Here is a 25,569-nt window from a genome sequence, read left to right as displayed (position 1 = left end):
GGGATGACAAGGATGGTCTGCCGGTCTCGGCCGGGCGTGGTTGGCCGATCTCATCAGGAACGTACGCACGTGTTGTCCTGATGTACAACGCGGGCGCCGCCACGAGCTTCGACACTCGGTTCCATGACCGAAGAAGTGAGCATCCGTACCGTTCACGACGTCGCCGGGATCGCCGCGGTGGCCGACCTCTTCAGCGACGTCTGGCAGATGCCCCGCAGCAGCCCGCCCTATCCGGCGGAGGTGCTGCACAGCCTGGTGCACGCCGGGGGCGCGGTGCATGCCGCGTACGACGGGACACGGCTGGCCGGAGCCGCCGTCGCCGTGTTCGGGCAGCCGGGGCGGCAGGACACGTACTCCCTGGTCGCCGCGGCCGATCGCGGGCTCGGGTACGCCGTGAAGCAGGCCCAGCGTGGCTGGGCCATGGAACGCGGCGCCCGCACCATGCGCTGGACCTTCGATCCGCTGGTCGGCCGCAACGCCCGCTTCAACCTGGTCAAGCTGGGGGCCACCGGCACGGAGTACCTGGTCGACTTCTACGGGCCCATGGCGGACGGGGTGAACGACGGGGACGAGAGCGACCGGCTGACGGTGACGTGGGAGCTGACCGCGCCCCGCACGCCCCAGGAGACGGGTGACCGTGACGCCGCGCCCGCCACCCACCTCGCACCCGACGACGCCTTCCTCGCCCGCCGCGACACCTCCGACCGGCACATCTGGTGCCGGGTCCCGGACGACATCGTCAAGTTGCGCGCCGCCGACCCGACGCTCGCGCTGCGCTGGCGCCACGCCGTCCGCGCGGTCTTCACGGAGGCCTTCGCCGAGGGGTACGTCGCCACCGGGATGTCCCGCGACGGCTGGTACACCCTCACCCGCCCCGCCACGGAAGGCGCCGCATGAAACTCGAACGCGTCGAAGTCGTCCACATCGCGCTGCCCCTCGTCACCCCCTTCCGTACCTCCTTCGGGACCATGACGACGAAGGACACCTTTCTCCTGCATGTCGTCACGGACGCGGCCGAGGGCTGGTCGGAGTTCGCCGCCGACCCCGAGCCGCTGTACTGCTCGGAGTTCGTGGCCGGCGCCGAGATCGTGCTCCGCGACTTCCTGCTGCCGCGCGTGGCCGCCCTCCCGCACCTCACGGCCGCGGCGCTCGCCCCCGCGACGGCGAAGATCAAGGGGCACGAGCTGGCCAAGGCGGCCCTGGAGACGGCCGTCCTCGACGCCGAGCTGCGTGCCTACGGCGTGTCGCTCGCGACCTGGCTCGGAGCCGTCCGCGACCGCGTGCCCGCCGGGGTGTCGGTCGGCATCAAGGACTCCGTCCCGGCACTCCTCGACGACGTCGAGCGCTACCTCGCCGAGGGGTACGTCAGGATCAAGCTGAAGATCGAACCCGGCTGGGACCTGGAGCCCGTACGGGCCGTGCGCGAGCGCTTCGGGGACGCCCTGCCGCTCCAGGTGGACGCCAACACGGCGTACTCGCTCGCGGACGCCGAGCACCTGCGCCGGCTCGACGCGTTCGGACTGCTGCTCATCGAGGAACCGCTGGAGGAGAACAACCTCCACGCGCACGCACGGCTCCAGCGGCGCATCGCCACCCCGGTCTGCCTCGACGAGTCCCTGCACAGCGCCCGCGACACCGCCTCCGCGATCGCCATGGACGCCTGCCGGGTGGTCAACGTGAAGCCCGCCCGGGTCGGCGGCTACCTGGAGGCGCGCCGCATCCACGACGTCGCCCACGCGCACGGGGTACCGGTCTGGTGCGGCGGCATGCTGGAGACGGGCATCGGCCGGGCCCCGAACCTGGCCCTGGCGGCCCTGCCGGGCTTCACCCTCCCCGGTGACACCTCCGCCTCCAGCCGCTACTTCGCCGAGGACATCACCGAGCCCTTCGTCCTTCAGAACGGTCATCTGCCGGTGCCGCGCACCCCCGGCATCGGGACCGAGCCGCTGCCGGAGGCGCTGCGCCGCTTCACCACCGCCCGGCGGGACCTGTACGGAGGCCGCGCCGAGCGGTGACGTTAGATTGATCCTGTGCTCTCTCGCCTCACGCGCCTCCAGGCCATCACCGTCTGCGCCGTTCCCGTCGTGGCCCTGCTCGCCACGGCGGCGTTCGCGCCGCTGCCGTTCTCCGTGGCGCAGCCCGGCATGACGGCGAACGTCCTGGGCGAGAACAAGGGCGACCCCGTGATCACGATCAGCGGAGCGCCCACCCGGAAGACGAACGGGCAGCTGCGGATGACGACGATCGAGGCGACCGGGCCGGACGCGAGCGTCAGCCTGGGTGACGTGATCGACGGCTGGTTCCGTACGGACCGGGCCGTGATGCCGCGCGACTCGGTCTACCCGAGCGGGAACTCCGTCAAGGAGATCGAGCAGCACAACGCCGACCAGATGAAGCAGTCCCAGGACACGGCCACCAAAGCGGCCCTGTCCTATCTGCACGAGAAGAACGACGTCAAGGTCACGCTCAAGCTGGCCGACGTCGGCGGGCCCAGCGCCGGACTGCTCTTCACGCTCGGGATCATCGACAAGCTGGACGGCGACGGCAGTGGCGGCGACCTCACGGGCGGTCGCAACGTCGCGGGTACGGGGACGATCGACGCCGACGGCAAGGTCGGCGCGGTCGGCGGGGTCGCCCTGAAGACGCAGGCCGCCCGGCGCGACGGCGCGACGGTCTTCCTGGTCCCGAAGGCGGAGTGCTCGGACGCCAAGTCGGAACTGCCCAAGGGGCTGCGACTGGTTCCGGTGACCACGCTCAAGGGCGCGGTCGACGCGCTGGTGTCCCTGCAGAAGGAGAAGGGCTCGGTCCCCAGCTGCTAGGGCCTGTCCGGCCGATCATGCCGCAGGCGCGGGGTCTGGCACGCACTCCTCCAAGCTGCTTCGAGCAGGGGGTACCCCAGCGGCGTTGCAGTCGGCCAACGACTCCCCCAAGTTCTCGGCTTCGCTGAACAGGGGGACCCCCCTCGCGTCGCTTCCCTCCTCCGCCTTGCGGCTGCACGCACCCGACCCCGCTCACCGGCACTGCCGAGGCCCCGCCGCTTTTCTGCGACTTGATCGACCGGACAGGCCCCAGCCGGCGGGCCGTGTCAGTGCGCGACGGCGACGCGGGGCGCGGCGGCGAGCCGCAGGCCGACCTCCACGAGGGTCCAGCCGAGGCGCGTCCGCAGTTCACCGGGGCGCCGGGCGGAGGCGGCCAGGCGGTGGGTCTCGGCCTGGGCCCGGAGCTCGGCGGCGCGGGTGTGGTGCAGGACGAGGTGGGTTTCGGCGTGCGTCATGGGTGCGTCTCCGTTCGGTCCTGCGTGAGGGGGAAGGCGTGGGTGTGGAAGCGGACCTGTGCGGCCTCGGCGTCGTCCTCGGTGGCGGCCAGGTCGCGGTAGCTGTCGACGAGCGCGTGCATCTTCTCGACGAGTTCGCGGGTGAGTTCAGGGGTCAGCCGTAGCGTCGCGCTGCTCATGTCCCAGACGCGGGCCCATTCCTCCGGCCACTGGGCCCGGTTGCCCAGCCAGGTCGACAGGTCCCGGGTCTGCGCGGTCGCGACCTCGTGGAGGTACATGTCGGCGGCCCCGCGCACGACCGGGTCGGTGTCCGTGAGCAGAGAGTCGTCGAACCTCAGGCCCCGGTGGGCCGCCTTCCACCACCGCTCTCGCCCCTTGCCCCGCTCCGGGGCGTCCTCGACGAAGCCGTGGGCGGCGAGTTGTCGCAGGTGATAGCTGGTGGCACCGCTCGACTCGCCCAGCTTCTCGGCGAGCTGGGACGCGGTGGCCGGACCGCCGAAGCGCAGAGCGTCCAGGAGCTGCATGCGCAAGGGATGTGCGAGCCCGCGCAGCGAGCGGGCGTCGAGATTGCGGACCTGGGGATCCTGGGACTCTTCCATGCATCCAAAGGTAACGTTGCAAAGAAGTAGTTGCAAGGGTTTCTTTGCAACCACTTCTTTGGAAGCCGTCGCCCCGCTCACCCTCCCTTGACGAACCCCTCCTGCTTCCTCCAGTCCAGCGCCACCTGATGCGGATCCTGCCCGTCGACGTCCACCTTGGAGTTCAGGGTCTGGGCCACGTCGTTGTCGAGCTTCTTGGTGATCGGGTCCAGGACCTGGGCGCTCGCCGGGTACCTCTCCGGGTCTCCACGCAGATGCTGATGGGCATCGCGGCGATCGCGGCGTACGCCTCCGGCCCCGGCCTCGGCAACGAGATCTTCCGCGGCCTCGCGTCCCTGGGCAGCAGGAACGATGGTGGAGGTGGTGGTCGTGGCGACGCCGCCCGCCCAGTCGCTGTGATAGGTGACGACGCCGATCACCACACCGATGAGTGTCGCGACGACCATGCACTGGAAGACCACGCTGGTGTGCTGGTACGCGTCCGTGAGCAGCTGCTGATGGCGGCTGCTCAGGTACCGCCAGAAGTTCACGCCACCTCCCGGCTCCTCGGTCAGCGCTCGGTCGCCGCCTGCTCCACCAGCGGGATGATCCGCAGCGGAACGGGGTTCTCCATGACGATCGCCGTGGAGGCCCGGACGATGCCATCAAAACCGACGACCCGGTCGATCACACGTTGGAGATCGGCGTTCGAGCGGGCCACCAGGCGGCACAGCATGTCGCCGCTGCCGGTGGTCGTGTGCAGCTCCAGCACCTCGGGGACGGTCGCCAAGTGCGCCCGTACGTCGGTGCCTTGTCCCTGCCTGATCTGCAGCGTCGCGAAGGCCGTGACGGGGTAGCCGAGCGCGGCCGGGTCCACCTGCGGACCGAATCCCCGGATGACTCCATTCGATTGAAGGCGGTCCAGCCGGGCCTGCACGGTGCCGCGCGCGACCCCGAGCCGCCGGGACATCTCCAGCACGCCGATGCGCGGCTCCTCGGCCAACAGCACGATGAGTCGGCCGTCCAGGTGATCGATCGCCATGCCGCCCTCCCGGGGTGGTCATCATGTACAGAACGCCCGCTCAGGTGGACGTTTTGCTGAGCACATTGTCCAGCTCTCCCGCAAACTATTGCGCACCTTGTGGAACGGAGAGAGTCTGCGGCCATGACGCAGACCACACACCTCACTCCCGACACCGCCCGGCAGGCAGACCCCTTCCCGGTCAAGGGAATGGACGCGGTCGTCTTCGCCGTCGGCAACGCCAAGCAGGCCGCGCACTACTACTCCACGGCCTTCGGCATGCGGCTCGTCGCCTACTCCGGACCGGAGAACGGCAGCCGCGAGACGGCGTCGTACGTCCTCGAGAACGGCTCGGCACGCTTCGTCCTCACCTCCGTCATCAAGCCCACCACCACCTGGGGCCACTTCCTGGCCGAGCACGTGGCCGCGCACGGCGACGGGGTCGTCGACCTCGCCATCGAGGTCCCGGACGCGCGCGCCGCGTTCGCGTACGCCGTCGAGCACGGCGCCCGCCCGCTCGCCGAGCCCTACGAGCTCAAGGACGAGCACGGCACGGTCGTCCTCGCCGCGATCGCCACGTACGGCGAGACCCGGCACACGCTCGTCGAACGCACCGGCTACGACGGCCCGTACCTCCCCGGGTTCACCGCCGCCGCCCCGATCGTCGAACCGCCCGCCCACCGCACCTTCCAGGCCATCGACCACTGCGTCGGCAACGTCGAACTCGGCCGCATGAACGAATGGGTCGGCTTCTACAACAAGGTCATGGGCTTCACGAACATGAAGGAGTTCGTGGGCGACGACATCGCGACCGAGTACAGCGCGCTGATGTCGAAGGTCGTCGCCGACGGCACGCTCAAGGTCAAGTTCCCGATCAACGAGCCCGCCATCGCCAAGAAGAAGTCCCAGATCGACGAGTACCTGGAGTTCTACGGCGGCGCGGGCGTCCAGCACATCGCGCTGAACACCAACGACATCGTGCAGACCGTACGCACCATGCGCGCGGCCGGGGTCCAGTTCCTGGACACGCCCGACTCGTACTACGACACCCTCGGCGAGTGGGTCGGCGACACCCGGGTCCCCGTCGACACCCTGCGCGAGCTCAAGATCCTCGCCGACCGCGACGAGGACGGCTATCTGCTCCAGATCTTCACCAAGCCGGTCCAGGACCGGCCGACCGTCTTCTTCGAGATCATCGAGCGGCACGGCTCGATGGGCTTCGGCAAGGGCAACTTCAAGGCGCTCTTCGAGGCGATCGAGCGGGAGCAGGAAAAGCGCGGCAACCTGTAGGAATCATCTGCGGATATCTGTCATCCGTCATCTGTCATCCGTCATCCGTCATCCGTCATCTGTCATCCGTCATCCGTCATCCGTCATCCGTCATCCGTCATCCGTCAGCCGACGTCTGTCGCCAGCTATCGGTCGCCCGTCAGCGTGACGCCGAACGCTGCGGTGCCGGTGCCGGTGCCGGTGCCGGCGCCGATGGGTGTGGCCTGGGTTGACGGGTCGCCCGCGGAGCCACCGGGTTCGCCGGATTCACGGGAGTGCCCGGCGGCCCCGCCGCGCCCTCCGTTTCCGCCGGGGTCTCGTCCTTCGGCTCGGGCGGCGGCTCCGCGGGCGGCTCGCCGAGGGCGGCCAGGTCGTGCCGGGCCTGGGGGGCGAGGACGGGGGAGAAGTACGGGTTGATCTGGAGGGACTCCGCGAGGTGGCGGCGCGCGGGCGCGAGCAGGCCCAGCTCGCGTTCGATCTGCCCCCGGTGGTAGACGTACAGCGCGCTGCGGACGCCGCCGCCCTTCGTCTTGTCCGTCGCCTGCGTCGCGAACTTCAGTGCCTCCTCGTCCTTCTCCGCCCGGTGCAGCGCCCACCCCAGCGCGTCCGCGACGGCGACCCCGGGCTGGCGCGCCCACTCCTCGCGCAGCCGGCGCACCGCGTCCTCCGGATCGCCGTGGTCCGCCTCGAACAGCCCGAGGACCAGTTCGTCGTCGACACCGGCCGCGGCGTCGGTGCGCACCCGCTCCCGCAGCAGGGCGTACTGCGTCTGTGCCGCGTCGCGCACCCCCAGCGTCTCGTACAGCTCGCCCAGCTCCAGCGCGTACCGCGGATCGGGCTCCTGGGCGAGCGCCGTCCGGTACGCGCGCAGCGCCTCCGCGCTGCGCCCGAGTGCTGCCAGCGCACGCCCTTGTCCGGCGAGCGCGCCGTACTGGTCGGGGTCGATGCGAAGCGCGGCCTCGTAGTAGCGCAGCGACTCCTCGCGGTCCCCACGCTCCCAGGCGAGCCGGCCCGTCTGCGCCAGCCACGTCGCCCGCTCGGCCGGAGCGGTGGCGGCCGCCGCCGCGTCCGCGAGGGAGGCCACCGCGTCCTCGCGCCAGCCGCGGTCCCAGTACACCTGGGCGGCCTCGGCCAGCACCGGCGGCCCGTGGTGCAGCCCCTGGAGCTTCTCCAGCGCGCTGCGGCTCGCCTTGTAGTCACCGAGGCCGCTGCAGGAGTCGATCAGCAGCGGATACGCCGTCCACCGCTTCGGCGCCAGCTTCAGCGCCTCCTCGGCCCACTTCCGCCCGGTCCGGAAGTCGTTGCGGGCGTTGGCGAGCGCGGCCAGCCCCTCCAGCGCCGTCGGGTTCCCCTTCGGTTTCGTCTCCAGCGACGTGCGCAGCGCCTGCTCGGCCTTCGGGAAGTACGCGGATGCGGCCGTCCGCCGCCCCTGCTCCACGTACGCCGCGCCGAGCACCGCCCACGACCGCTCGTCGCGCGGATGGGCGCGCACCTGGGCCTCGTGGTCACCGATGAGCGCCATCAGATCGGGCAGCGCGGCGGGCACCCCGGCGACCACCGCCGTCGCCGCGCGTGCCGCCGGACCCGACGACGGCGGTGCCGCGGTCCGCCGATGCGGGGGCAGCAGCACCAGCACCCCGCCGAGGACGACAGACCCCGCCACCAGGCCGATCAGCACATGCTTGGCGACGGAGGGACGCCGCCCGGAGGGCCCCTGGGGCGCGAGCCCCGTGAGCACCGGCTGTCGCTCTTCGATCTCCATGCCGCTCACTGTGCGTCAATACGAAGACCACACCCCGGCACGCCAAGCCCCGCGCGGATGGGGTTCACACCGATGGCCCCGAGTGCGACGCTGTGATCATGAGCCGTATCGAAGCCCCGCGCGACGAAGTCACCGGCAACCTCGTGGACCGCCTGCTGAGCGGCCTGCCGGCCGAGGCCGTCCTCATCGACCCGGACGTCACGGCCTCGTACGCGAACGACATGGCGAGCTTCTGCGAGGCGGGCACCCCCGCCGTCGTCGTCCTGCCCCGTACCGTCGAACAGGTCCAGCACGTCATGCGGATCGCGACCGAGCTGCGTGTCCCGGTCGTCCCGCAGGGCGCCCGCACCGGCCTGTCCGGCGCCGCCAACGCCTCCGACGGCTGCATCGTGCTGTCGCTGGTGAAGATGGACGGCATCCTGGAGATCAACCCGGTCGACCGGATCGCCGTCGTGGAACCCGGCGTCATCAACGCCACCCTCTCCCGCGCCGTGAACGAACACGGTCTGTACTACCCGCCGGACCCCTCCAGTTGGGAGATGTGCACGATCGGCGGGAACATCGGCACGGCCTCCGGCGGCCTGTGCTGTGTGAAGTACGGCGTGACGGCCGAGTACGTCCTCGGCCTCGACGTGGTGCTGGCCGACGGACGGCTCATGTCCACCGGCCGCCGTACGGCGAAGGGGGTCGCCGGGTACGACCTCACCCGCCTCTTCGTCGGATCCGAGGGCTCGCTCGGCATCGTCGTACGGGCGATCCTGGCGCTCAAGCCGCAGCCGCCCCGGCAGTTGGTGCTGGCGGCGGAGTTCGGATCGGCGCGGGCCGCCTGCGACGCCGTGGTCCGGATCATGGAGGGCGGGCACGTCCCCTCCCTCCTCGAACTCATGGACCGTACGACGGTCAAGGCCGTCAACGACCTGGCCCACATGGGCCTCCCGGAGACCACCGAGGCGCTCCTCCTCGCCGCCTTCGACACCCACGACCCGGCCGCCGACCTGGCCGCCGTCGGCGTCCTGTGCGAGGCCGCGGGCGCGACGCAGGTGGTCCCCGCGGAGGACGCGGCGGAATCCGAACTGCTCCTCCAGGCACGGCGGTTGTCGCTCACCGCGCTCGAAGCGGTCAAGGGCACCACGATGATCGACGACGTGTGCGTGCCGCGCTCCCGGCTCGGCGACATGCTCGAAGGCATCGAACGGGTCGCCGAGAAGTACTCCCTGACCATCGGTGTCTGCGCGCACGCGGGCGACGGCAACACCCACCCCACCGTCTGCTTCGACGCCGACGATCCCGACGAGTCGCGGCGCGCCCGCGAGTCCTTCGACGAGATCATGGCCCTCGGTCTGGAACTCGGCGGCACCATCACCGGTGAACACGGCGTCGGAGTCCTGAAGAAGGAGTGGCTGGCCCGCGAGCTCGGACCGGTGGGCGTGGAGATGCAGCGCGGCATCAAGGCCGCCTTCGACCCCCTGGGCATCCTGAACCCGGGCAAGGTGCTGTAGAGCCCTGCCTCGGCGACCGCGCGACGCGGGCCCGGTCAGCGCGCACCGGGCCGGTATCGGAAACAGGGACGCGAACGGGTTCACTCGCCGTCCTTCGACTCGTCCGACGGCCACGGGTCGCGCAGCCACAGGTCGTCGGCCGGGGTCGGGGTCAGCAACTCGGCGAGGCCCTCGTCGATGCCGAGCCGTTCGGCCTCGAAGCCCGGCGGGACCGCTTGCAGGGTGCGCTCCAGCCAGGCGGACACCTGCGCGGTGGGCGCCTGGAGGAGGGCGTCCCCGTCCGGGGAGCTGAGCGCCATCAGGACGACGCTGCGGCCCGCGACCTTCGTCGGCCACACCCGTACGTCGCCGTGCCCGCACGGCCTGAACACCCCCTCGACGAGCAGTTCACGGGCGAAGGTCCAGCCGACGGGATGGGCGGAGCCGATGTGGAAGGTGACGTGGACGGCGTAGGGGTCGTCGGAGCGGTAGGTGAGCCGGGCCGGTACGGGGATGCTGCGTTCGGGCGACAGGACGAGGTCGATCTCGAGTTCGCGTTCCACCACGATGTGCATGTCGATGCGCTTCCTTTCGGGTACGGGGCCCTCAGGGCGGGCCCGTACGAGTGGAGAGCGCGATCACGCGGAACCATTACGCGGGTTCGAAGAAGTTTTTTGGCGGGCGTTCCGAGACCGTGTTCCGGACGGCGACCGCTTGTGGCGGAACCTTGCCCGAAAGAGGTGGGTACGGCGGGAGCGCCGCTGACAGGCGCGCCCGTCTGATAGATGTGGAACCCCCAAAAACCCCCGAGCAGATACGGGACGACGGACATGAGCGCCCCAACCCCGGCCCCCGGTGACGACCGGCCCCGTGAAGGGTATTACCCGGACCCCTCCATTCCTGGATATGTCCGGTACTGGAACGGTGCCTCCTGGGTACCGGGTACGAGCCGTCCCGCGCCCTCCGACGGCGTACCGCTCTCGCCGCCGTCCGGTACCCGGCCGACGGCCTCCGTCCCCGCGCCCGCTCCGGCCCCCGCCGAGGAGACCGGCCCGCACTTCTTCGACGAGGACCCGCGACCCGCCGCTGAGCCGCGCCGGGTGAGCCCGGCCGAGGCGCAGCACGGCAACAGGCCCGGGCCCGCGGCCGCGTGGGGCGCCGACCGCTCCCAGCAGTCCGGCTTCGGCGGCGAGCAGGACCGCCGAGTGTCCTGGGGCGCGCCCCCGACAGCCGACCCGCGGCTGGCGCGCGCGGCCGAACCGGGGGACGCCGTCGTCCAGCCGGACGGTGAGTCCGCCCGCGCCGACGGCACGGCGACGATCCCGCCCGCGGACCGGGGCGGCGCCGCGCAACCTCCCGCGTCCGGCGGCACCGTGGTGTTCCGTCGCCCCACGGGACCGGCGCGGGCCACCGGCGTCGAGGGTGCGTCCGCGGCCCCGGCGAGCGGCGCGCAGTTCGCCGGCACCGATCACCCCGACGGCGCCGCGGAGCCCGCCCCGTCCGAGGGCACCATGATCTTCCGCCCGTCCGCCCCGCGCACGGGGCCGCAACGGGGGGCGCAGACCGGGGGCACGGCTCCGGACACCGGCGCACCGGGGGCGGACACGCCAGCGGCGGGCGGCCCCGCCGGGGCCGGGGGAGGCTTCGGTGCCGGGCAGGCCGCCCAGGCCGCGGCGGAGGCGGCGCCCCAGTCGGCCCAGTCCGCCGCCCCGAGGCAGCCGGCCACCCCCGCACCCTCCACCCCCTCCGCTCCCTCTGTGCCCCAGCAGTCCACCGGCCCCGCCGCCACGCCCCTCACCAGTGGCCCCGGTGGGGGACAGCCGTCCTGGGCCCAGCAGGTGCACCGGCTCGCGGGTGACCAGGGTGCCGACGGGCAGCCCGTCGTGCCGTGGAAGCCGCCGGTGGACGACGTGTTCCAGGCCGCCGCCCGCAGACAGTCCGAGGCGCGCCCGGCGAGCCTCGGCAGGCGGCTGCTGGCCCGGATCGTGGACACCGCGGTACTGGCGACCGTCACCGCCGTGGCCGCCGTACCACTGGGCACCAAGGCGATCGACCACATCAACGAGAAGGTCGACGCGGCCAAGCGGTCCGGCCAGACCGTCACGGTGTGGCTGCTCGACGGCACGACCACGGGCTACCTCGGGATCGTCCTGACCGTCCTGCTCCTCTTCGGCGTCCTGTACGACGCGCTGCCCACCGCCAAGTGGGGCCGCACCCTCGGCAAGAAGGTGTGCGGCATCGAGGTCCGGGACATCGAGGGCCACGAACCACCGTCCTTCGGGCGGGCCCTGCGCCGCTGGCTCGTGTACGCGGTCCCCGGCGTCCTCGTCATCGGTGTCGTCGGCGTCCTGTGGTGCCTGTTCGACAGGCCCTGGCGCCAGTGCTGGCACGACAAGGCGGCCCACACCTTCGTGGCCGCGTAGCCGCCCGTACGCCGTCTTGGTGGCCTGACTCCCCGCGCGGCGGCGCGGCCGTCCGGGAGCCCGGTCCCCCGGACGGCCGCTCGCCGGATGCGCGGCGACGGGGTTCGCGGTCGACTCGGGCCATGAGCAGCGAACCGCCGCCCCCGGGTTCGGGTCAGCCACCGGACGAGGATCCGTTCAAGAAGCAGCCCCCGCCCGCCGAGGGCGGCGGCTCCCCCTACGACGGCCCTTCGCCGCCCACACCGCCCCAGGGCTCCCCGTACGACTCCCCGTACGGCGACCAGCCGCCCCCGCACGGCGGCGGCGACCCGTACGGCCCCGGCGGACCCTACGGCGGCGACCCGCTGGCCGGCATGCCCCCACTCGCCGACAGCGGCAAACGTACGGTGGCCAGGATCATCGACATGATCCTGGTGGGCATCGTGGTGTGGCTGCTGTCCTGGGCCTTCGGGGTCATGCAGTACAACATGAACGCCGACAAGATCGAGTACAGCAGGGGCTTCGGGCAGTCCGTGATCGCCGCGGTGCTCTACACCGGCTACGACACCATCATGATCAGCAGGTCGGGGCAGACCCTCGGCAAGAAGCTGTTCAACCTGAGGGTGGCCGACCTCGACAACGGCGCCACGCCCTCCGTGCAGACCACGCTGGTGCGCTCGCTGGTGCTCTGGATCCCGTTCGCGTTCTGCTGCGCGTGCGTCTGGACCGCGATCGCGGGCGGGTGGAGCTACTTCGACAAGCCCTACAAGCAGGGCCTGCACGACAAGGCGGCCAAGACGGTGGTGGTCAGCACGGGCTGACATACGCGATCAGCCGCACTCCACGAGGAGACGGCTGACCGGGAGAGCGGCGGGTTCGTGGAATCACGGGCCCGCCGGTTCGCGTACGGCGGAGACGGACGCCGACGACACGGACGACAAGGACGCAGAGACGGACGCGGTCTCGCGCTGTGCGGGCACCCGTTCCTGAACGGGGGCCGGCGCGGGAGCCGGTACGGCGGCCAAGGAGCCGGAACGCACGCGCTTCGGCAGCGGAACCGTTACGGCGACGAGCAGTCCGAGAGCGAGTGCCGAGAGGGTGATCACCGCGATCCCCAGGCCCGAACTCGTCTGAGACAGCAGCAGCATGGCGAGGGTGGAGAAGATCACGGTGCAGGAACCGTAGGCGAGCTGTGCGGCGGTCGGACGAGGCATGGCGATTCCTCGGGGTGGGGGTACTCCCCCCGTGCCTCTCGCGATGGGGGAGGATGCGGACAACAACGGGACCGGACGGCGACCGGGACGATCGACAACGGGAGTGGTGCCGCCGGTCAGGGTGGGGCTGCGAATCGCGGGACGACAACGGTGTCGACTTGTCGATCCGTTGACATTCCAACGTTCCGCCAATCGACTCTATTCGCCTGCATGCCCGAGTGGAACGTCCGGTAAGCGTGACCTTACCCACGGTGCCGGAGCACAGGGGGCGCACGGAGTCATCGCGTCCACCAAGTGGACGGATGGACGCGCCCGTTGAGGGGGCCGATCACCGTTCGGATACCGAACTGCCGCTCCGCATAATGCAGTTGCCAGGTTCAAGTCAAGATCTGTCTTTTCTTTGGTAACTCCGGTCGAATGTCGTCACTTGACACGCGTATAAGCGCGCGGACCTCCATCACCCCGGGATCCCCCCATCCGCGCGAACGGACGCAGGGGAGGACTTCAAGTGACCAGCAGACCATGGACGTTCAGAGCGGCCGCGGTGGGTGTCGCCCTCGCGGCGGCCACCGCCACGTTCTCGACGTTCGCCGTTGCGCAGGCAGACGATGCCGCTTCGGCGGCGGCCTCGGCGAGCGCGAACCGCCACGAGCCCCGGCCGGCCGGCAACGAGGCCGAACACGACCTCGACGGCCCGCTCAGCAAGACCCAGGAAGCACAGCGCGAAGAGGCCCTGAACCAGGTCATATCCGGGGACGCGAAGGTCCAGGACCGGAATGGTTCGCAGGTCGTCAAGCTCAAGGGCAAGAACAAGTACGTCGAGCTCGGCCGCGAGAAGACCGACAAGATCTTCACGATCCTGGTCGAGTTCGGCGACCAGGTCGACAGCCGCTACGGCGGCACCGTGGGCCCGCTGCACAACCAGATAGCCGCGCCCGACCGCACCCAGGACAACAGCACGGCCTGGCAGGCGGACTACAACCAGGCGCACTTCCAGGACCTCTACTTCGGCACCGGCAAGAACACCGAGTCGCTGAAGAAGTACTACGAGAAGCAGTCCTCGGGCCGCTACTCGGTCGACGGCGAGGTCACCGACTGGGTCAAGGTCCCCTACAACGAGGCCCGTTACGGCTCCAACAAGGCGTCCACGGGCGCCTGGTACGCGGTCCGGGACGGTGTCACCGCCTGGGTCGCCGACCAGAAGGCGGCCGGCAGGTCCGACGCGGACATCAAGGCGGACCTGGCCAAGTACGACCAGTGGGACCGCTACGACTACGACGGCGACGGCAACTTCAACGAGCCCGACGGCTACATCGACCACTTCCAGATCGTGCACGCCGGTGAGGACGAGTCCGCGGGCGGCGGCGCGCAGGGCGAGGACGCGATCTGGGCGCACCGCTGGTACGCGTTCGGCACCGACGCGGGCGCCACGGGTCCGGCCGGCAACAAGCTGGGCGGCGCCGCGATCGGCGACACCGGCATCTGGGTCGGCGACTACACCATCCAGCCGGAGAACGGCGGACTCGGCGTCTACGCGCACGAGTACGGCCACGACCTCGGTCTGCCGGACGAGTACGACACCACCAACTCGGCCGAGAACTCCACGGGATTCTGGACCCTGATGTCCTCCGGTTCCTGGCTCGGCACCGGCAGGAACGCCATCGGTGACCTGCCCGGCGACATGAACGCCTGGGACAAGCTGCAGCTCGGCTGGCTGAACTACGACACGGCCAAGGCCGCGACGAAGTCGAAGCACAAGCTGGGTGTCGCCGAGTACAACACCAGGAACAAGCAGGCCCTCGTGGTCTCGCTGCCGGACAAGGCGGTCACCACCGAGATCGTCGCCCCGGCACAGGGCTCGACCCAGTGGTGGAGCGGCAGCGGCAACGATCTCAAGAACACGCTGACGCGTTCCGTCGATCTCACCGGCAAGTCGTCGGCCGCCCTCACGCTCGACGGCTGGTACGACATCGAGGCCGACTACGATTACCTGTACACCGAGGTCTCCACCGACGGCGGCGCCAACTGGACCGCCATCGACGGCACGGTGGACGGGCAGCCGATCCCGCGCGACGGCAGTGGCAAGCCCGCGCTGACCGGCACGGTGGACGCGTACAAGAAGCTGTCGTTCCCGCTCGACGCCTACGCGGGCCAGAAGGTCGACCTGCGGTTCCGCTACCAGAGCGACGGCGGCGTGGCGCTGAAGGGCTTCGCGGCCGACGAGATCTCCGTGACCGCGGACGGTTCGGCGCTCTTCTCGGACAACGCCGAGACCGCGGACGCCGCGTGGACCGCCGCCGGCTTCTCCCGCGTCGGCGCGTCCTTCACCGACGACTACCCGCAGTACTACATCGCGGAGAACCGTCAGTACGTCTCGTACGACAAGACCCTCAAGACCGGTCCGTACAACTTCGGCTTCTCGACGACGCGTCCGTCCTGGGTGGAGCACTACCCCTACCAGAACGGCCTGTTGATCTGGAAGTGGGACACCTCGCAGAAGGACAACAACGTCAGCGCGCACGCGGGCTCCGGGCTGATCCTGCCGGTCGACTCGCACTCCACCGCGCTGAAATGGTCCGACGGAACGCTGATGCGCAGCCGGATCCAGTCGTACGACTCGCCGTTCAGCCTGTACCGCACGGACGGTCTGACGCTGCACAGCGCGGACGTGGCGACGAAGATCCCGTCGAAGCCGGGGGTGCCGGTCTTCAACGACCACACCAGCACCTACTACGACACGACGGCCCCGACCGCGGGTGTCAAGATCACTGACACCAACACCAAGATCAGGATCGCCAAGGAGGCCCGTGACGGGTCGACGATCTCGCTCGAAGTGGGCCCCGCGGTGAAGTAATCGGTATGTGTGCAGGTCAGAAGCGTATCGGCGGCGACCCTCTGGCGGGTTGCCGCCGATCGTGTTTAGGTGCGTCCTGTGGATTCCTTATTGACACCGGTGCGCACGGGGGTGTGACGGCATGGCCGCAGGAGGTTTTTGCAAGCTGCCGAACGGCAGCGTGGTAGTGGCGCTGAACCTGCCCAGCCCGGCGGGCCCGGGCCCCGGCTCCGTGCGCTTTCTGGTCCTGGCCCAGAACCGCGCCCGCGCCCTGACGCGCCTGCGCAACCTCGGCCTGCGCGCGGTCTACCTCCGCGGGAACGCGGCCCCGCCCACCCCCGACGAGATCACCGCCGTCCTGCACCACCCCGACGGCCTCATATGGCGCACCACCCCGGACAGCGGCGTCCAGGGCCCCGACCTCACCCAGGAACTGTGGCGCCCGTTCAAATCCCTCCTGAGACGCCCGGCACCCCAGGCCTGACCGGCGACGACTCGGCGGCACGGACGTAGGCACCGGGCGAGCCTGACAGCGGTTTCGGCCAGGACGGCTAGACGACCGGCTTTCCTGTCAGGTCCACGCCTGCTTCTCGGAGTTCTTCGAGGGCGCGGTCCGTGGTTTCCTCGGAGACCCCGGCCGTGAGGTCCAGGAGGACCTGGGTGCGGAAGCCGTTGCGGACGGAGTCCAGGGCGGTGGCGCGGACGCAGTGGTCGGTGGCGATGCCGACCACGTCCACCTCGTCGATCTCGCGGGCGCGCAGCCAGTCACCCAGCGCGACCCCGTTCTCGTCGGCGCCCTCGAAACCGCTGTACGCCGCCGCGTACGCGCCCTTGTCGAAGACGGCGTCGACCGCGCCGGAGGCGACCGCCGGTGCGAAGTTCGGGTGGAAGCCGACCCCCTCCGTGCCGGCCACACAGTGCGCGGGCCAGGAGTGGACGAAGTCGGGGTTGTCGGCGAAGTGGCCACCGGGAGCGATGTGGAGGTCACGCGTGGCGACGACATGCCGGTAGCCGGCGGGCGCCTGCCCGATCAGCTCCGTGATGGCGGCGGCCACATCGGCGCCTCCGGCCACCGCGAGGCTGCCCCCCTCGCAGAAGTCGTTCTGCACGTCTACGACGATCAAGGCGCGGCGCATGGTCGGTGTCCTTCGACTGTGTCGACTATGGGGTCGGTGAATGTGGCAGGGGGTGTGCGGGACCGGCCTGTGGAGCCGAGCCTAGAGACTTCACGTGCGGCGCGGGAGGGGTCATTCGGTTACGGCCCGTTGCGGCGGCCGGTGCGGTGTGCGTGTTGCCGTTGCATTCCCGCTGACCGCCCGTTCATTCGTGTTTGCCCAAGGGTGGCCGGAGCCGGTCGGAGCGCCGCCCGCGCGCGCTCCGGCGCACCCCGCGCGCATTGCGTGGGCCGTATCAGATGTATTCCGTCGGAATGACCGGTTCCCCGCGCGAGAGCTGTGTCGCCGACAACGGCAGGTTGGCGCGGGAGGCCGCGTGCCGGTCGCGCACGACGTCGAGGGGCTCGCGGGACAGGACCTGCCCGCCCTTGACGAGCTCCACCAGCAGTTGTCGGTCGGCGAGTGCCACGGGGACCACCCCGGTGCCGATCACCTCGGCCTCGGCGACCCCCCGCTCGTCGAGCCGCCGCGCGGCCCACTTGCGCCCGCCGATCGAGGTCTTGCCGCCGGTGGACCTCTTGGCCACGGGCTCCAGCGGAGCCTTCGGGTCCGCCGACTCGGCGCGGGCGACCAGCTTGTAGACCATCGAACAGGTGGGATGGCCGGAACCCGTCACCAACTGCGTACCGACGCCGTACGCGTCGACGGGCGCCGCCGCCAGCGAGGCGATCGCGTACTCGTCCAGGTCCGAGGTCACGATGATGCGCGTGTCCCTCGCGCCCAGCTCGTCCAGCTGCTGCCGCACCCGGTGCGCGACCAGCAGCAGGTCTCCGGAGTCGATCCGTACGGCCCCGAGTTCCGGCCCGGCGACCTCGACCGCCATCCGTACCGCCTCCGCGACGTCGTACGTGTCCACGAGCAGCGTCGTCCCCCGGCCCAGCGAGTTCACCTGGGCCTGGAAGGCGTCCCGCTCCTGGTCGTGCAGGAGGGTGAAGGCGTGTGCGGAGGTGCCGACGGTCGGGATGCCGTAGCGGAAGCCCGCGGCCAGGTCGGAGGTGGTCGTGAAGCCCCCGACGTACGCGGCCCGCGCCGCCGCCACCGCGGCCAGCTCGTGCGTCCGCCGGGCGCCCATCTCGATCAGCGGCCGGTCCCCGGCGGCGGAGGCCATCCGGGAGGCGGCGGCCGCGATGGCCGAGTCGTGGTTGAGGATGGAGAGGATCACGGTCTCCAGGAGCACACACTCCGCGAAGGACCCCTCGACCCGCAGGATCGGCGAGCCCGGGAAGTACACCTCGCCCTCGGGATAGCCCCAGATGTCCCCGCCGAAGCGGTACGAGGCGAGCCACTCCAGGGTCGGCTCGTCCACGACGGCGTTCTCGCGCAGGAAGCCGAGGACGTCGGCGTCGAAGCGGAAGTTCTCGACGGCGTCGAGAACCCGCCCGGTGCCCGCGACGACGCCGTAGCGCCGCCCCTCCGGCAGCCGCCGCGTGAAGACCTCGAAGACCGAGCGTCGCTCGGCGGTCCCCGCGGCCAGTGCGGCCTGCAGCATCGTCAGCTCGTACTGGTCCGTGAAGAGCGCCGTCGAGGGAACGTCCACCGGCAGCCCAAGGTCCGCTGTGTTCATAAGCCTGGATGGTACCCCCATCTCGTCACTCTGACGATTTATGGAGGTCGGTGTATTCCGGTTGTATCCCGTTGTATTCCGGGGGTCCGTTTGTGCGGGCCCCCCTCTCTGGTGGCAGCATGGGCCGTGTGACCGCTCCCGCACCCCTAGAGACCGAAAAGACCGAGTCGGCGGAGGAGGTCTTCGCCGTACCCGAGCCCGACGTCCCCTGGGTCACCATCGTGCACAACGACCCGGTCAACCTCATGAGCTATGTGACGTATGTCTTCCAGACGTACTTCGGCTACACGAAGGACAAGGCCACCAAGCTCATGCTCGACGTCCATCACAAGGGCCGTGCGGTCGTCTCCAGCGGCACGCGCGAGGAGATGGAGCGCGACGTACAGGCCATGCACGGCTACGGTCTGTGGGCCACCCTTCAGCAGGACCGGAAATAGCGGGACCGGAAGTCGTCGGACCGGCGGCCGTCGGACCGGCAGCATCCCGAGCCCTCCCTGTAAACCGCGAGCAGGACCGGAAGTAGCGAACTCACTCCATGCCAGGACACTTCGAACCGCTCCCCGGCGGCGGCGCGGCCGTCGCGCTCGACGAGGTCGAGATCTCCATCATCCGCTCCCTCGCCGTACAGCTCCTGGAGCTCATCGGTCCCGGCCCCGCGGAGAACGCCCCCGACGACCCGCTCGCCGAACTGTTCGCGGAAGGCCCCAGCGAACCGCCCTCCGACCCCGTGCTCCAGCGCCTCTTCCCGGACGCCTACAGCGGCCCCGACGTCGAGGCGTCCTCGCCGGAACAGGCGGAGGAGCAGCGGGCGTACTCCTCCGAGTTCCGCCGCTTCACCGAGAACGACCTGCGCGCCGGCAAGCGCGAGAACGCCCTCGCGGTGATCCGCTCGCTGGACGCCCTCACCACGGCGGGCGACGGCGGCGCGGTCCTCAAGCTCTCCCCGGGGAGTCCGAGCAGTGGCTGCGCGCCCTCAACGACCTGCGCCTGGCGATCGGGGCCCGGCTCGACGTCGTCGACGAGGAGGACACCGACCTCCTCTACCGCCTCCCGGACGAGGACCCGCGCAAGCCGATGGTGATGGCGTACCTGTGGCTGGGCGGTCTCCAGGAGACGCTCGTCGAGACGCTGATGCACTGATCGGACGCCGAGACGCCCTGGTCAGGGGTTGGTTCAGGGTTCAATCGGTGTTCGCTCAGAGGACGCTCAGATCCGGATAACGATCCCGTCACCGTCCTGGCCTGGTATGCACGCCTGAGTGCTGTTTGTCCGCTTCTCCCTGTGGCGTGCCTTACATCACCCGCGGGCTGCCCAGGTTGCGGCCGTGATAAATCTTCACGACCGCCCGACAGGACACCACCCATGTCCGGTCGGGTGCGCCACCGAGCCGGCGACCGCCGGCCAGGCACAGCTCCATCACATCCGGGGGGATCGGAACCCGATCCGAAGCCAAGTGACTGGCTCGGACCGGCATGGAGAAAGGCGCACCACACATGACCTCATCGCAGGTCGACAAGACCGACGAGCCGCGTAGCGGCAGTGAGGCCGTGGGCGGCGACGCCCCCGAAGAGGGGTACGAGCGCGGGCTCGGCAGTCGCCAGGTCCAGATGATCGCGATCGGCGGCGCCATCGGCGTCGGCCTCTTCCTGGGCGCCGGGGCGAACATCGCCAAGGCGGGGCCCAGCCTCATCTTCATGTACGCCCTCGCGGGCGTGATCATCTTCTTCATCATGCGGGCGCTCGGCGAGCTGCTCCTGTACCGCCCGGTCTCGGGCTCCTTCGCGGAGTACTCCCGCGAGTTCCTCGGCCCGTTCTTCGGCTACTTCACCGGCTGGACGTACTGGCTGATGTGGGTGGTCACCGGCATGGCGGAACTCACCGCCGCCGCGATCTACGTCCACTACTGGTTCCCGTCCATCCCCCAATGGGTGACGGCGCTGGTCTTCCTGGTCGTCCTCTTCGTGGCGAACCTGATCTCGGTGAAGCTCTTCGGAGAGATCGAGTTCTGGTTCTCGATGGTCAAGGTCACCGCCCTGATCGGCATGATCGTGATCGGCCTCGGCGTCCTCACCTTCGGCTTCAGCTCGGCCGGTGACACGGCCTCCGTCGCGAACCTCTGGCAGTTCGACGGCTTCTTCCCCAAGGGCATCGGCTCGTCCCTGATGACGCTCCAGGGCGTCATGTTCGCCTACCTCGCCGTCGAGCTCGTCGGCGTCACGGCGGGCGAGTCCGAGGACCCGGAGAAGACCCTCCCCAAGGCGATCAACACCCTCCCGTGGCGCATCGCGCTCTTCTACGTCGGCGCGCTCACGGTCATCCTCTGCGTCGTGAAGTGGACGGAGTTCGCCCCGGGCGTCAGCCCCTTCGTCGAGGCCTTCGCGAAGATCGGCATCCCGGCCGGCGCCGGCATCGTCAACTTCGTGGTCCTGACCGCCGCCCTGTCCTCCTGCAACTCCGGCATGTACTCCACGGGCCGCATGCTGCGCACCCTGGCGGACAACGGCGAGGCCCCCAAGGTCTTCAGCAGGCTCTCCTCGACCAAGACCCCGGCGATCGGCATCACCGTCTCCATGCTCTTCATGGGCATCGGCGTGATCCTGAACTACATCGTCCCGGAGAAGGCCTTCGGCTACGTCACCTCCGTGGCCACTGCCGCCGGCATCTGGACCTGGCTGATGATCCTGGTCAGCCACATCCTCTACCGCCGCGCGGTCGACGCCGGACGCCTGCCCGCCTCCTCCTTCCCGGCCCCGGGCGGAGCGAAGTGCAGCTGGATCGCGGTCGTCTTCCTGCTCTTCGTCACGGGCCTCATCGCCTACGACGCCGACTCCCGCGTCTGCCTGTATGTGATGGCCGGCTGGGCCGCGGCCCTGGCCATCGGCTGGTGGGTGCTCAAGGCACGCAACCCCCAGGTCACCGAGCGCCGCGAACCGGCGTTCGAGAAGGTCGGCTGACCTTCCCGGTTCAGCATGTGGGCCGCTCCGTACCACCCCTCGGTACGGAGCGGCCCGTCCGTCGCCCGCCGCCACCGTGCCTGACGCGCTGCGCGCGGCCCCTTTTGATTTCCTGCTTATCCTGACCGACATGCTGACCATCACCCAGGCCCTCGTCGACCAGATCGTCGCCCACGCGCGCCAGGACCATCCCGACGAGGCGTGCGGCGTCGTCGCGGGCCCGGCGGGCTCGGGCCGCCCCGAGCGCTTCATCCCGATGCTCAACGCCGCCCGCTCGCCCACGTTCTACGAGTTCGACTCCGGCGACCTGCTGAAGCTGTACCGCGACATGGACGACCGCGACGAGGAGCCGGTGATCATCTACCACTCCCACACGGCGACCGAGGCATACCCCTCCCGCACCGACATCTCGTACGCCAACGAGCCCGGCGCGCACTACGTCCTCGTCTCGACGGCGGACGCGGACGACGCGGGTCCCTTCCAGTTCCGCTCGTACCGGATCGTCGAGGGAGAGGTGACGGAGGAGGAGGTCACGGTCGTGGACGCGTACTGACACCGCTCCGACTGCGCCCCGACGCCGCTCCGATCCCCTGCTTCGACTCCGCTCCGATCCTGCCGGCTCCGCTCGGATCCCGGACTTCGGGCAGAATTCATCCACCATCTGAGATCACACTCCGGGACCCGGACCGGGAATCGATACGATGAGCCCATGGTTTCCCAGGACGTGAGCGACAAGACGCCGGGCATGCTGCTCGTGGCGCGGCTGCACGTCGACCTGTGCAGGCTGCAGAGCGCCATCTGTACGCGCTGAACCCTGCCGCCGTACGGCCGTGAGCCACGGCTCCGCGGGGCCGCCACCGGCGTCCCCCCCCCCCGCCACACCCGCGCCGCCGCGCGCCCACCGACCTGACTTTTCCTTCCGACAGGAGCCCGCAACCATGGCCATCGAGGTCCGCATCCCCACCATCCTCCGCACCTACACCGGCGGCGAGAAGGCCGTCGAGGGCGGCGGCGCGACCCTCGCCGAGCTCTTCGCCGACCTCGAGACCCGGCACGCGGGCATCCAGGCCCGGATCGTCGACGACGGCCAGCTGCGCCGCTTCGTCAACGTGTACCTGAACGACGAGGACGTCCGCTTCCTCGACGGCATCAACACCAAGCTCACCGACGGCGACAACGTGACGATCCTGCCGGCCGTGGCCGGCGGCATGGTCTGATCGGCTGCTGATCGCTGATGCGCTACGACTCCCCGCTCGCCGCGGTGGGCAACACCCCTCTGGTGCGCCTGCCACGCCTTTCGCCGTCCGCCGACGTCCGGATCTGGGCGAAGCTGGAGGACCGCAACCCGACCGGCTCGGTCAAGGACCGCCCGGCCCTGCACATGGTCGAACAGGCGGAGAAGGACGGCCGGTTGACGCCGGGCTGCACGATCCTGGAGCCGACGAGCGGGAACACCGGCATCTCGCTGGCCATGGCGGCGAAGCTCAAGGGCTACCGCATGGTGTGCGTGATGCCGGAGAACACCTCTCAGGAGCGGCGGGACCTGCTGGCCATGTGGGGCGCGGAGATCATCTCCAGCCCCGCGGCCGGCGGTTCCAACACCGCCGTGCGCGTCGCGAAGGAACTGTCGGCCGAGCACCCCGACTGGGTGATGCTCTACCAGTACGGGAACCCCGACAACGCGGGCGCGCACTACGCGACGACGGGTCCCGAGATCCTGGCGGACCTCCCCTCCATCACGCACTTCGTCGCCGGCCTCGGCACGACGGGCACCCTGATGGGCGTCGGCCGCTACCTCCGGGAGAACAAGCCGGACGTGAAGATCATCGCCGCGGAGCCGCGCTACGACGACCTCGTGTACGGCCTGCGCAACCTGGACGAGGGATTCGTTCCCGAGCTGTACGACGCGTCGGTCCTCACCTCCCGCTTCTCGGTCGGCTCCGCCGACGCGGTCACCCGCACCCGTGAGCTCCTCCAGCAGGAGGGCATCTTCGCGGGCGTCTCCACCGGGGCCGCGCTGCACGCCGCGATCGGCGTCGGCAAGAAGGCGCTCGCCGCCGGGGAGTCCGCCGACATCGCCTTCGTCGTCGCCGACGGCGGCTGGAAGTACCTGTCGACGGGCGTCTACACCGCCGCGACCACAGAAGAAGCCATCGAAACCCTCCAGGGCCAGCTCTGGGCGTAGGCCGCACGGGCGGCGGCGCGGATGTGTCTCGCCCCCGCCGCCCCTACCCGTCCCCTCCTCCTGGGGCTCCGCCCCGGACCCCGAGGGGTGGTCTTTCGGCTGCGGGCCGGTGGGGGTTGGGCGCGCAGTTCCCCGCGCCCCTAAAAGCTCTCAGCCCGTCCGGCGTTTGAGGACGAGGCCGTTCAGGCCGATGGGGGGCTCGGGGCGGAGCCCCCAGGTTGGGGACGGGACGGGTAGGGGCGGCGGGGGCGAGCGACGGTCTCAGCCGGCCAAGTAGCGGACCTGGTCCCAAAGGACCGGATCCACCACCCCCACCCGCCGCCGAAACTCCCACAAGGGCACCTCGCGCAGCTCATCCGTCTCCAGGAAGCTCGCCCGCCCATGGGCATCGCCGACGGCACCCGGCGGCAACGGAATCACCCCGGCCCGCTCGTCGTGGTACTTGCTCGTGATCTTCGCGACGGTCACCCGTTCGCCCCGCACGGCCAGCACCAGACACGGTCGGTCCTTCTCCCCGGGCCCGCCCTCGTACGGAACCTTCGCCCACCAGATCTCCGCCGGCCGCGGCCGAGGCACCCGGGGCCGCTTCCGCACCCCGGCCGGCGGCCGCCCGGGCGGCCGAGTCCGACCGACGGCCCGGTCCGGACGGCGCACTCGGCGCCCACGGCGCCCCCAGCCGTCCACCAGCGTCGCGACCAGCGCGAGCAGCACCACGGCCGCCAACGCGAGCCACCAGGACGTGTCCATACCAAAGAAGGTACCGGCGCGCACTCCGCCCCGCCCGCCGCCCGCGAGAACCAGGGATCCGACCTCCGGTCGACCGTCCATCCGAACCGGTGACACCACAGGTGAGTTCGCCCACAACAGCCCCTGGTGGAGGAGCGACCCGCCCTTTTGCGCCTTACGCTCGACGGACCGCACGACCCCCGTTCCCGTATCTGCACCCGAGTACCTGCACCCCGCATCTACTCTCTGCACTTCCTGTCAGCGCGGAGGTTCCAGCTCCTATGAAGCTCACCGTCGTCGGCTGCTCGGGGTCGTTCCCGTCCGCGGAATCGGCCTGCTCGAGCTACCTCGTCGAGGCCGACGGCTTCAGGCTGCTTCTCGACATGGGCAATGGTGCCCTTGGCGAGCTGCAGCGCCACTGCGGTCTCTACGACCTCGACGCGATCTTCCTCAGCCATCTGCACGCCGACCACTGCATCGACATGTGCGCGTACTTCGTCGCGCGCTACTACCGCCACGACGGTGGCCGCTGCGACCCGCTCCCCGTCTACGGACCCGAGGGCACGGAACAGCGACTGACCACCGCGTACGCGGACACTCCCACCGCCTCCTCGATGAGCGAGGTCTTCGACTTCCACACCGTGAAACCGGGCACGTTCGAGATCGGCCCGTTCACCGTGCACACGGAGCGGGTGCGCCACCCCGTGGAGGCGTACGCCATCCGCATCGAGCACGACGGGAAGTCGCTGACGTACTCCGGGGACACCGGTGTCACCGACGCGCTGGACGAACTCGCCCGGGACACCGACCTGTTCCTCTGCGAGGCCGCGTTCACGCACGGCAAGGAGAAGATCCCCGACCTGCACCTCAACGGCCGCGAAGCGGGCGAGAGCGCCGACCGCGCCGGCGCCCGTCGCCTGCTGCTCACCCACATCCCGCCGTGGACGGACCCCGCGGTCAACCTCGCCGACGCACGCGAGGTCTTCGACGGTCCGGTGGAGCTGGCGGTGCCGAGGGTGACGTACGAGATCTAGATCCTGGGGGGACCCGATCCGTGCAGGCGGCCCCAGGACCTGTCCGGGCATCGGGCATCGGGCAGCGGCTGCCGTCGATCCGTGCCGGCCGGCGGCGTCC

Annotated in this window: 25 protein-coding genes and 4 pseudogenes; 18 read left to right on the top strand and 11 right to left on the bottom strand. The window is 70.3% G+C overall.

Going from position 1 to position 25,569, the window contains the following annotated elements:
* Window positions 1-123: 123 nt before the first annotated feature.
* From AAFF41_RS19830 to AAFF41_RS19820, 3 genes are read left to right on the top strand one after another with little or no spacing between them, the layout of a single operon-like run.
* On the top strand, window positions 124-897 hold the full coding sequence (locus AAFF41_RS19830; RefSeq protein WP_319747639.1) for a chorismate synthase: 774 nt from the start codon (window positions 124-126) through the stop codon (window positions 895-897).
* A complete protein-coding gene (gene menC, locus AAFF41_RS19825) occupies window positions 894-2,015 on the top strand; it encodes an o-succinylbenzoate synthase (RefSeq protein ID WP_319747641.1) in 1,122 nt (373 codons plus the stop codon). The genes AAFF41_RS19830 and menC overlap by 4 nt, the downstream gene beginning before the upstream one ends.
* Window positions 2,016-2,030: 15 nt before the next feature.
* Window positions 2,031-2,819, top strand: a complete 789-nt coding sequence (locus AAFF41_RS19820) for a YlbL family protein (protein WP_319747643.1) — start codon at window positions 2,031-2,033, stop codon at window positions 2,817-2,819.
* Window positions 2,820-3,085: 266 nt separating this feature from the next.
* Here AAFF41_RS19820 and AAFF41_RS19815 read toward each other — a convergent pair whose 3' ends face one another.
* The 3 genes and pseudogenes from AAFF41_RS19815 to AAFF41_RS19805 form a co-directional block, all read right to left on the bottom strand.
* Window positions 3,086-3,274 (bottom strand): hypothetical protein, encoded by a 189-nt coding sequence (locus tag AAFF41_RS19815; RefSeq protein WP_319747645.1) that lies wholly within the window; start codon window positions 3,272-3,274, stop codon window positions 3,086-3,088.
* On the bottom strand, window positions 3,271-3,873 hold the full coding sequence (locus AAFF41_RS19810; RefSeq protein WP_319747647.1) for an ArsR/SmtB family transcription factor: 603 nt from the start codon (window positions 3,871-3,873) through the stop codon (window positions 3,271-3,273). The genes AAFF41_RS19815 and AAFF41_RS19810 overlap by 4 nt, the downstream gene beginning before the upstream one ends.
* Before the next feature lie 77 nt (window positions 3,874-3,950).
* A pseudogene (locus AAFF41_RS19805) lies at window positions 3,951-4,112 on the bottom strand (glycine betaine ABC transporter substrate-binding protein); the annotation flags it as partial.
* Here AAFF41_RS19805 and AAFF41_RS19800 point away from each other — a divergent pair.
* Window positions 4,110-4,223 (top strand): annotated as a pseudogene (locus AAFF41_RS19800) (ABC transporter permease); the annotation flags it as partial. The pseudogenes AAFF41_RS19805 and AAFF41_RS19800 overlap by 3 nt on opposite strands.
* Here the strand turns inward: AAFF41_RS19800 and AAFF41_RS19795 are convergent.
* Together AAFF41_RS19795 and AAFF41_RS19790 are read right to left on the bottom strand one after the other, a co-directional pair.
* Window positions 4,221-4,403, bottom strand: a pseudogene (locus AAFF41_RS19795) (ABC transporter permease); the annotation flags it as partial. The pseudogenes AAFF41_RS19800 and AAFF41_RS19795 sit on opposite strands and share 3 nt — an antisense overlap.
* 20 nt (window positions 4,404-4,423) lie before the next feature.
* A complete protein-coding gene (locus AAFF41_RS19790) occupies window positions 4,424-4,894 on the bottom strand; it encodes an Lrp/AsnC family transcriptional regulator (RefSeq protein WP_319747649.1) in 471 nt (156 codons plus the stop codon).
* A gap of 123 nt (window positions 4,895-5,017) precedes the next feature.
* Between AAFF41_RS19790 and hppD the strand changes: the two genes are divergently transcribed.
* Window positions 5,018-6,163, top strand: coding sequence for a 4-hydroxyphenylpyruvate dioxygenase (hppD, locus tag AAFF41_RS19785; protein ID WP_319747652.1), 1,146 nt, complete (start codon window positions 5,018-5,020; stop codon window positions 6,161-6,163).
* Window positions 6,164-6,302: 139 nt separating this feature from the next.
* Here hppD and AAFF41_RS19780 read toward each other — a convergent pair whose 3' ends face one another.
* Window positions 6,303-7,904, bottom strand: a complete 1,602-nt coding sequence (locus tag AAFF41_RS19780; RefSeq protein WP_343324351.1) for a tetratricopeptide repeat protein — start codon at window positions 7,902-7,904, stop codon at window positions 6,303-6,305.
* 92 nt (window positions 7,905-7,996) lie between these two features.
* On the opposite strand from AAFF41_RS19780, the gene AAFF41_RS19775 reads away from it, so the two are divergent.
* A complete protein-coding gene (locus AAFF41_RS19775) occupies window positions 7,997-9,403 on the top strand; it encodes an FAD-binding oxidoreductase (protein WP_319747657.1) in 1,407 nt (468 codons plus the stop codon).
* 80 nt (window positions 9,404-9,483) lie between these two features.
* On the opposite strand, the gene AAFF41_RS19770 is transcribed toward AAFF41_RS19775, so the two are convergent.
* Window positions 9,484-9,957 (bottom strand): SsgA family sporulation/cell division regulator, encoded by a 474-nt coding sequence (locus tag AAFF41_RS19770; RefSeq protein ID WP_319747659.1) that lies wholly within the window; start codon window positions 9,955-9,957, stop codon window positions 9,484-9,486.
* Between the two features lie 255 nt (window positions 9,958-10,212).
* On the opposite strand from AAFF41_RS19770, the gene AAFF41_RS19765 reads away from it, so the two are divergent.
* Together AAFF41_RS19765 and AAFF41_RS19760 are read left to right on the top strand one after the other, a co-directional pair.
* Window positions 10,213-11,805, top strand: coding sequence for an RDD family protein (locus tag AAFF41_RS19765; RefSeq protein WP_319747661.1), 1,593 nt, complete (start codon window positions 10,213-10,215; stop codon window positions 11,803-11,805).
* 122 nt (window positions 11,806-11,927) lie between these two features.
* Window positions 11,928-12,605 (top strand): RDD family protein, encoded by a 678-nt coding sequence (locus AAFF41_RS19760; RefSeq protein ID WP_319747663.1) that lies wholly within the window; start codon window positions 11,928-11,930, stop codon window positions 12,603-12,605.
* 63 nt (window positions 12,606-12,668) lie between these two features.
* Here AAFF41_RS19760 and AAFF41_RS19755 read toward each other — a convergent pair whose 3' ends face one another.
* Window positions 12,669-12,998: a hypothetical protein gene (locus AAFF41_RS19755; RefSeq protein WP_343324350.1), complete on the bottom strand. Its 330-nt coding sequence runs from the start codon at window positions 12,996-12,998 to the stop codon at window positions 12,669-12,671.
* Between the two features lie 508 nt (window positions 12,999-13,506).
* On the opposite strand from AAFF41_RS19755, the gene AAFF41_RS19750 reads away from it, so the two are divergent.
* Together AAFF41_RS19750 and AAFF41_RS19745 are read left to right on the top strand one after the other, a co-directional pair.
* Entirely contained in the window at window positions 13,507-15,852 is a 2,346-nt protein-coding gene (locus tag AAFF41_RS19750; RefSeq protein WP_343324349.1) for an immune inhibitor A domain-containing protein, read from the top strand.
* Between the two features lie 121 nt (window positions 15,853-15,973).
* Entirely contained in the window at window positions 15,974-16,315 is a 342-nt protein-coding gene (locus AAFF41_RS19745) for a hypothetical protein (protein ID WP_095854392.1), read from the top strand.
* 67 nt (window positions 16,316-16,382) lie between these two features.
* Here AAFF41_RS19745 and AAFF41_RS19740 read toward each other — a convergent pair whose 3' ends face one another.
* Both AAFF41_RS19740 and AAFF41_RS19735 read right to left on the bottom strand, forming a co-directional pair.
* On the bottom strand, window positions 16,383-16,967 hold the full coding sequence (locus AAFF41_RS19740; protein WP_054229690.1) for an isochorismatase family protein: 585 nt from the start codon (window positions 16,965-16,967) through the stop codon (window positions 16,383-16,385).
* Between the two features lie 274 nt (window positions 16,968-17,241).
* Window positions 17,242-18,570 (bottom strand): nicotinate phosphoribosyltransferase, encoded by a 1,329-nt coding sequence (locus tag AAFF41_RS19735; protein WP_319747670.1) that lies wholly within the window; start codon window positions 18,568-18,570, stop codon window positions 17,242-17,244.
* A gap of 119 nt (window positions 18,571-18,689) precedes the next feature.
* Between AAFF41_RS19735 and clpS the strand changes: the two genes are divergently transcribed.
* The 7 genes and pseudogenes from clpS (at window position 18,690) to AAFF41_RS19700 (ending at window position 23,709) form a co-directional block, all read left to right on the top strand.
* Entirely contained in the window at window positions 18,690-19,007 is a 318-nt protein-coding gene (gene clpS / locus AAFF41_RS19730) for an ATP-dependent Clp protease adapter ClpS (protein WP_148008615.1), read from the top strand.
* Window positions 19,008-19,105: 98 nt separating this feature from the next.
* Window positions 19,106-19,710 (top strand): annotated as a pseudogene (locus tag AAFF41_RS19725) (DUF2017 domain-containing protein).
* A 353-nt stretch (window positions 19,711-20,063) separates the two neighbouring features.
* Entirely contained in the window at window positions 20,064-21,524 is a 1,461-nt protein-coding gene (locus tag AAFF41_RS19720) for an amino acid permease (RefSeq protein ID WP_343324348.1), read from the top strand.
* A 130-nt stretch (window positions 21,525-21,654) separates the two neighbouring features.
* Entirely contained in the window at window positions 21,655-22,077 is a 423-nt protein-coding gene (locus tag AAFF41_RS19715) for a M67 family metallopeptidase (RefSeq protein WP_054229695.1), read from the top strand.
* A gap of 156 nt (window positions 22,078-22,233) precedes the next feature.
* The gene (locus tag AAFF41_RS19710) at window positions 22,234-22,335 is read left to right on the top strand and encodes a putative leader peptide (protein WP_312638615.1); all 102 of its coding nucleotides are present in this window, start codon (window positions 22,234-22,236) and stop codon (window positions 22,333-22,335) included.
* Between the two features lie 127 nt (window positions 22,336-22,462).
* The gene (locus tag AAFF41_RS19705) at window positions 22,463-22,741 is read left to right on the top strand and encodes a MoaD/ThiS family protein (protein WP_054229696.1); all 279 of its coding nucleotides are present in this window, start codon (window positions 22,463-22,465) and stop codon (window positions 22,739-22,741) included.
* Between the two features lie 17 nt (window positions 22,742-22,758).
* Window positions 22,759-23,709 carry a PLP-dependent cysteine synthase family protein gene (locus AAFF41_RS19700; protein ID WP_343324347.1) on the top strand — a complete coding sequence of 317 codons (951 nt, stop codon included), beginning with the start codon at window positions 22,759-22,761 and terminating at the stop codon, window positions 23,707-23,709.
* A gap of 261 nt (window positions 23,710-23,970) precedes the next feature.
* On the opposite strand, the gene AAFF41_RS19695 is transcribed toward AAFF41_RS19700, so the two are convergent.
* Window positions 23,971-24,456, bottom strand: coding sequence for a type II toxin-antitoxin system PemK/MazF family toxin (locus AAFF41_RS19695; RefSeq protein WP_343324346.1), 486 nt, complete (start codon window positions 24,454-24,456; stop codon window positions 23,971-23,973).
* 260 nt (window positions 24,457-24,716) lie between these two features.
* Here AAFF41_RS19695 and AAFF41_RS19690 point away from each other — a divergent pair, with 260 nt between their 5' ends.
* Window positions 24,717-25,469, top strand: coding sequence for an MBL fold metallo-hydrolase (locus tag AAFF41_RS19690; RefSeq protein WP_319747679.1), 753 nt, complete (start codon window positions 24,717-24,719; stop codon window positions 25,467-25,469).
* Window positions 25,470-25,569: the final 100 nt, after the last annotated feature.

This window comes from Streptomyces mirabilis (assembly GCF_039503195.1).
Lineage (GTDB): Bacteria > Actinomycetota > Actinomycetes > Streptomycetales > Streptomycetaceae > Streptomyces > Streptomyces mirabilis_D.
Note: the sequence above shows the minus strand (reverse complement) of the source record. Positions and strands in the feature narration are given on the sequence as shown.

Coding starts and splice junctions, on each gene's coding strand:
- AAFF41_RS19830 (WP_319747639.1), top strand. CDS start 124: ATGACCGAAGAAGTGAGCATCCGTACCGTTCACGACGTCGCCGGGATC.
- menC (WP_319747641.1), top strand. CDS start 894: ATGAAACTCGAACGCGTCGAAGTCGTCCACATCGCGCTGCCCCTCGTC.
- AAFF41_RS19815 (WP_319747645.1), bottom strand. CDS start 3,274: ATGACGCACGCCGAAACCCACCTCGTCCTGCACCACACCCGCGCCGCC.
- AAFF41_RS19810 (WP_319747647.1), bottom strand. CDS start 3,873: ATGGAAGAGTCCCAGGATCCCCAGGTCCGCAATCTCGACGCCCGCTCG.
- AAFF41_RS19790 (WP_319747649.1), bottom strand. CDS start 4,894: ATGGCGATCGATCACCTGGACGGCCGACTCATCGTGCTGTTGGCCGAG.
- hppD (WP_319747652.1), top strand. CDS start 5,018: ATGACGCAGACCACACACCTCACTCCCGACACCGCCCGGCAGGCAGAC.
- AAFF41_RS19780 (WP_343324351.1), bottom strand. CDS start 7,904: ATGGAGATCGAAGAGCGACAGCCGGTGCTCACGGGGCTCGCGCCCCAG.
- AAFF41_RS19770 (WP_319747659.1), bottom strand. CDS start 9,957: ATGCACATCGTGGTGGAACGCGAACTCGAGATCGACCTCGTCCTGTCG.
- AAFF41_RS19765 (WP_319747661.1), top strand. CDS start 10,213: ATGAGCGCCCCAACCCCGGCCCCCGGTGACGACCGGCCCCGTGAAGGG.
- AAFF41_RS19760 (WP_319747663.1), top strand. CDS start 11,928: ATGAGCAGCGAACCGCCGCCCCCGGGTTCGGGTCAGCCACCGGACGAG.
- AAFF41_RS19755 (WP_343324350.1), bottom strand. CDS start 12,998: ATGCCTCGTCCGACCGCCGCACAGCTCGCCTACGGTTCCTGCACCGTG.
- AAFF41_RS19745 (WP_095854392.1), top strand. CDS start 15,974: ATGGCCGCAGGAGGTTTTTGCAAGCTGCCGAACGGCAGCGTGGTAGTG.
- AAFF41_RS19740 (WP_054229690.1), bottom strand. CDS start 16,967: ATGCGCCGCGCCTTGATCGTCGTAGACGTGCAGAACGACTTCTGCGAG.
- AAFF41_RS19735 (WP_319747670.1), bottom strand. CDS start 18,570: ATGAACACAGCGGACCTTGGGCTGCCGGTGGACGTTCCCTCGACGGCG.
- clpS (WP_148008615.1), top strand. CDS start 18,690: ATGGGCCGTGTGACCGCTCCCGCACCCCTAGAGACCGAAAAGACCGAG.
- AAFF41_RS19720 (WP_343324348.1), top strand. CDS start 20,064: ATGACCTCATCGCAGGTCGACAAGACCGACGAGCCGCGTAGCGGCAGT.
- AAFF41_RS19715 (WP_054229695.1), top strand. CDS start 21,655: ATGCTGACCATCACCCAGGCCCTCGTCGACCAGATCGTCGCCCACGCG.
- AAFF41_RS19710 (WP_312638615.1), top strand. CDS start 22,234: ATGGTTTCCCAGGACGTGAGCGACAAGACGCCGGGCATGCTGCTCGTG.
- AAFF41_RS19705 (WP_054229696.1), top strand. CDS start 22,463: ATGGCCATCGAGGTCCGCATCCCCACCATCCTCCGCACCTACACCGGC.
- AAFF41_RS19700 (WP_343324347.1), top strand. CDS start 22,759: ATGCGCTACGACTCCCCGCTCGCCGCGGTGGGCAACACCCCTCTGGTG.
- AAFF41_RS19695 (WP_343324346.1), bottom strand. CDS start 24,456: ATGGACACGTCCTGGTGGCTCGCGTTGGCGGCCGTGGTGCTGCTCGCG.
- AAFF41_RS19690 (WP_319747679.1), top strand. CDS start 24,717: ATGAAGCTCACCGTCGTCGGCTGCTCGGGGTCGTTCCCGTCCGCGGAA.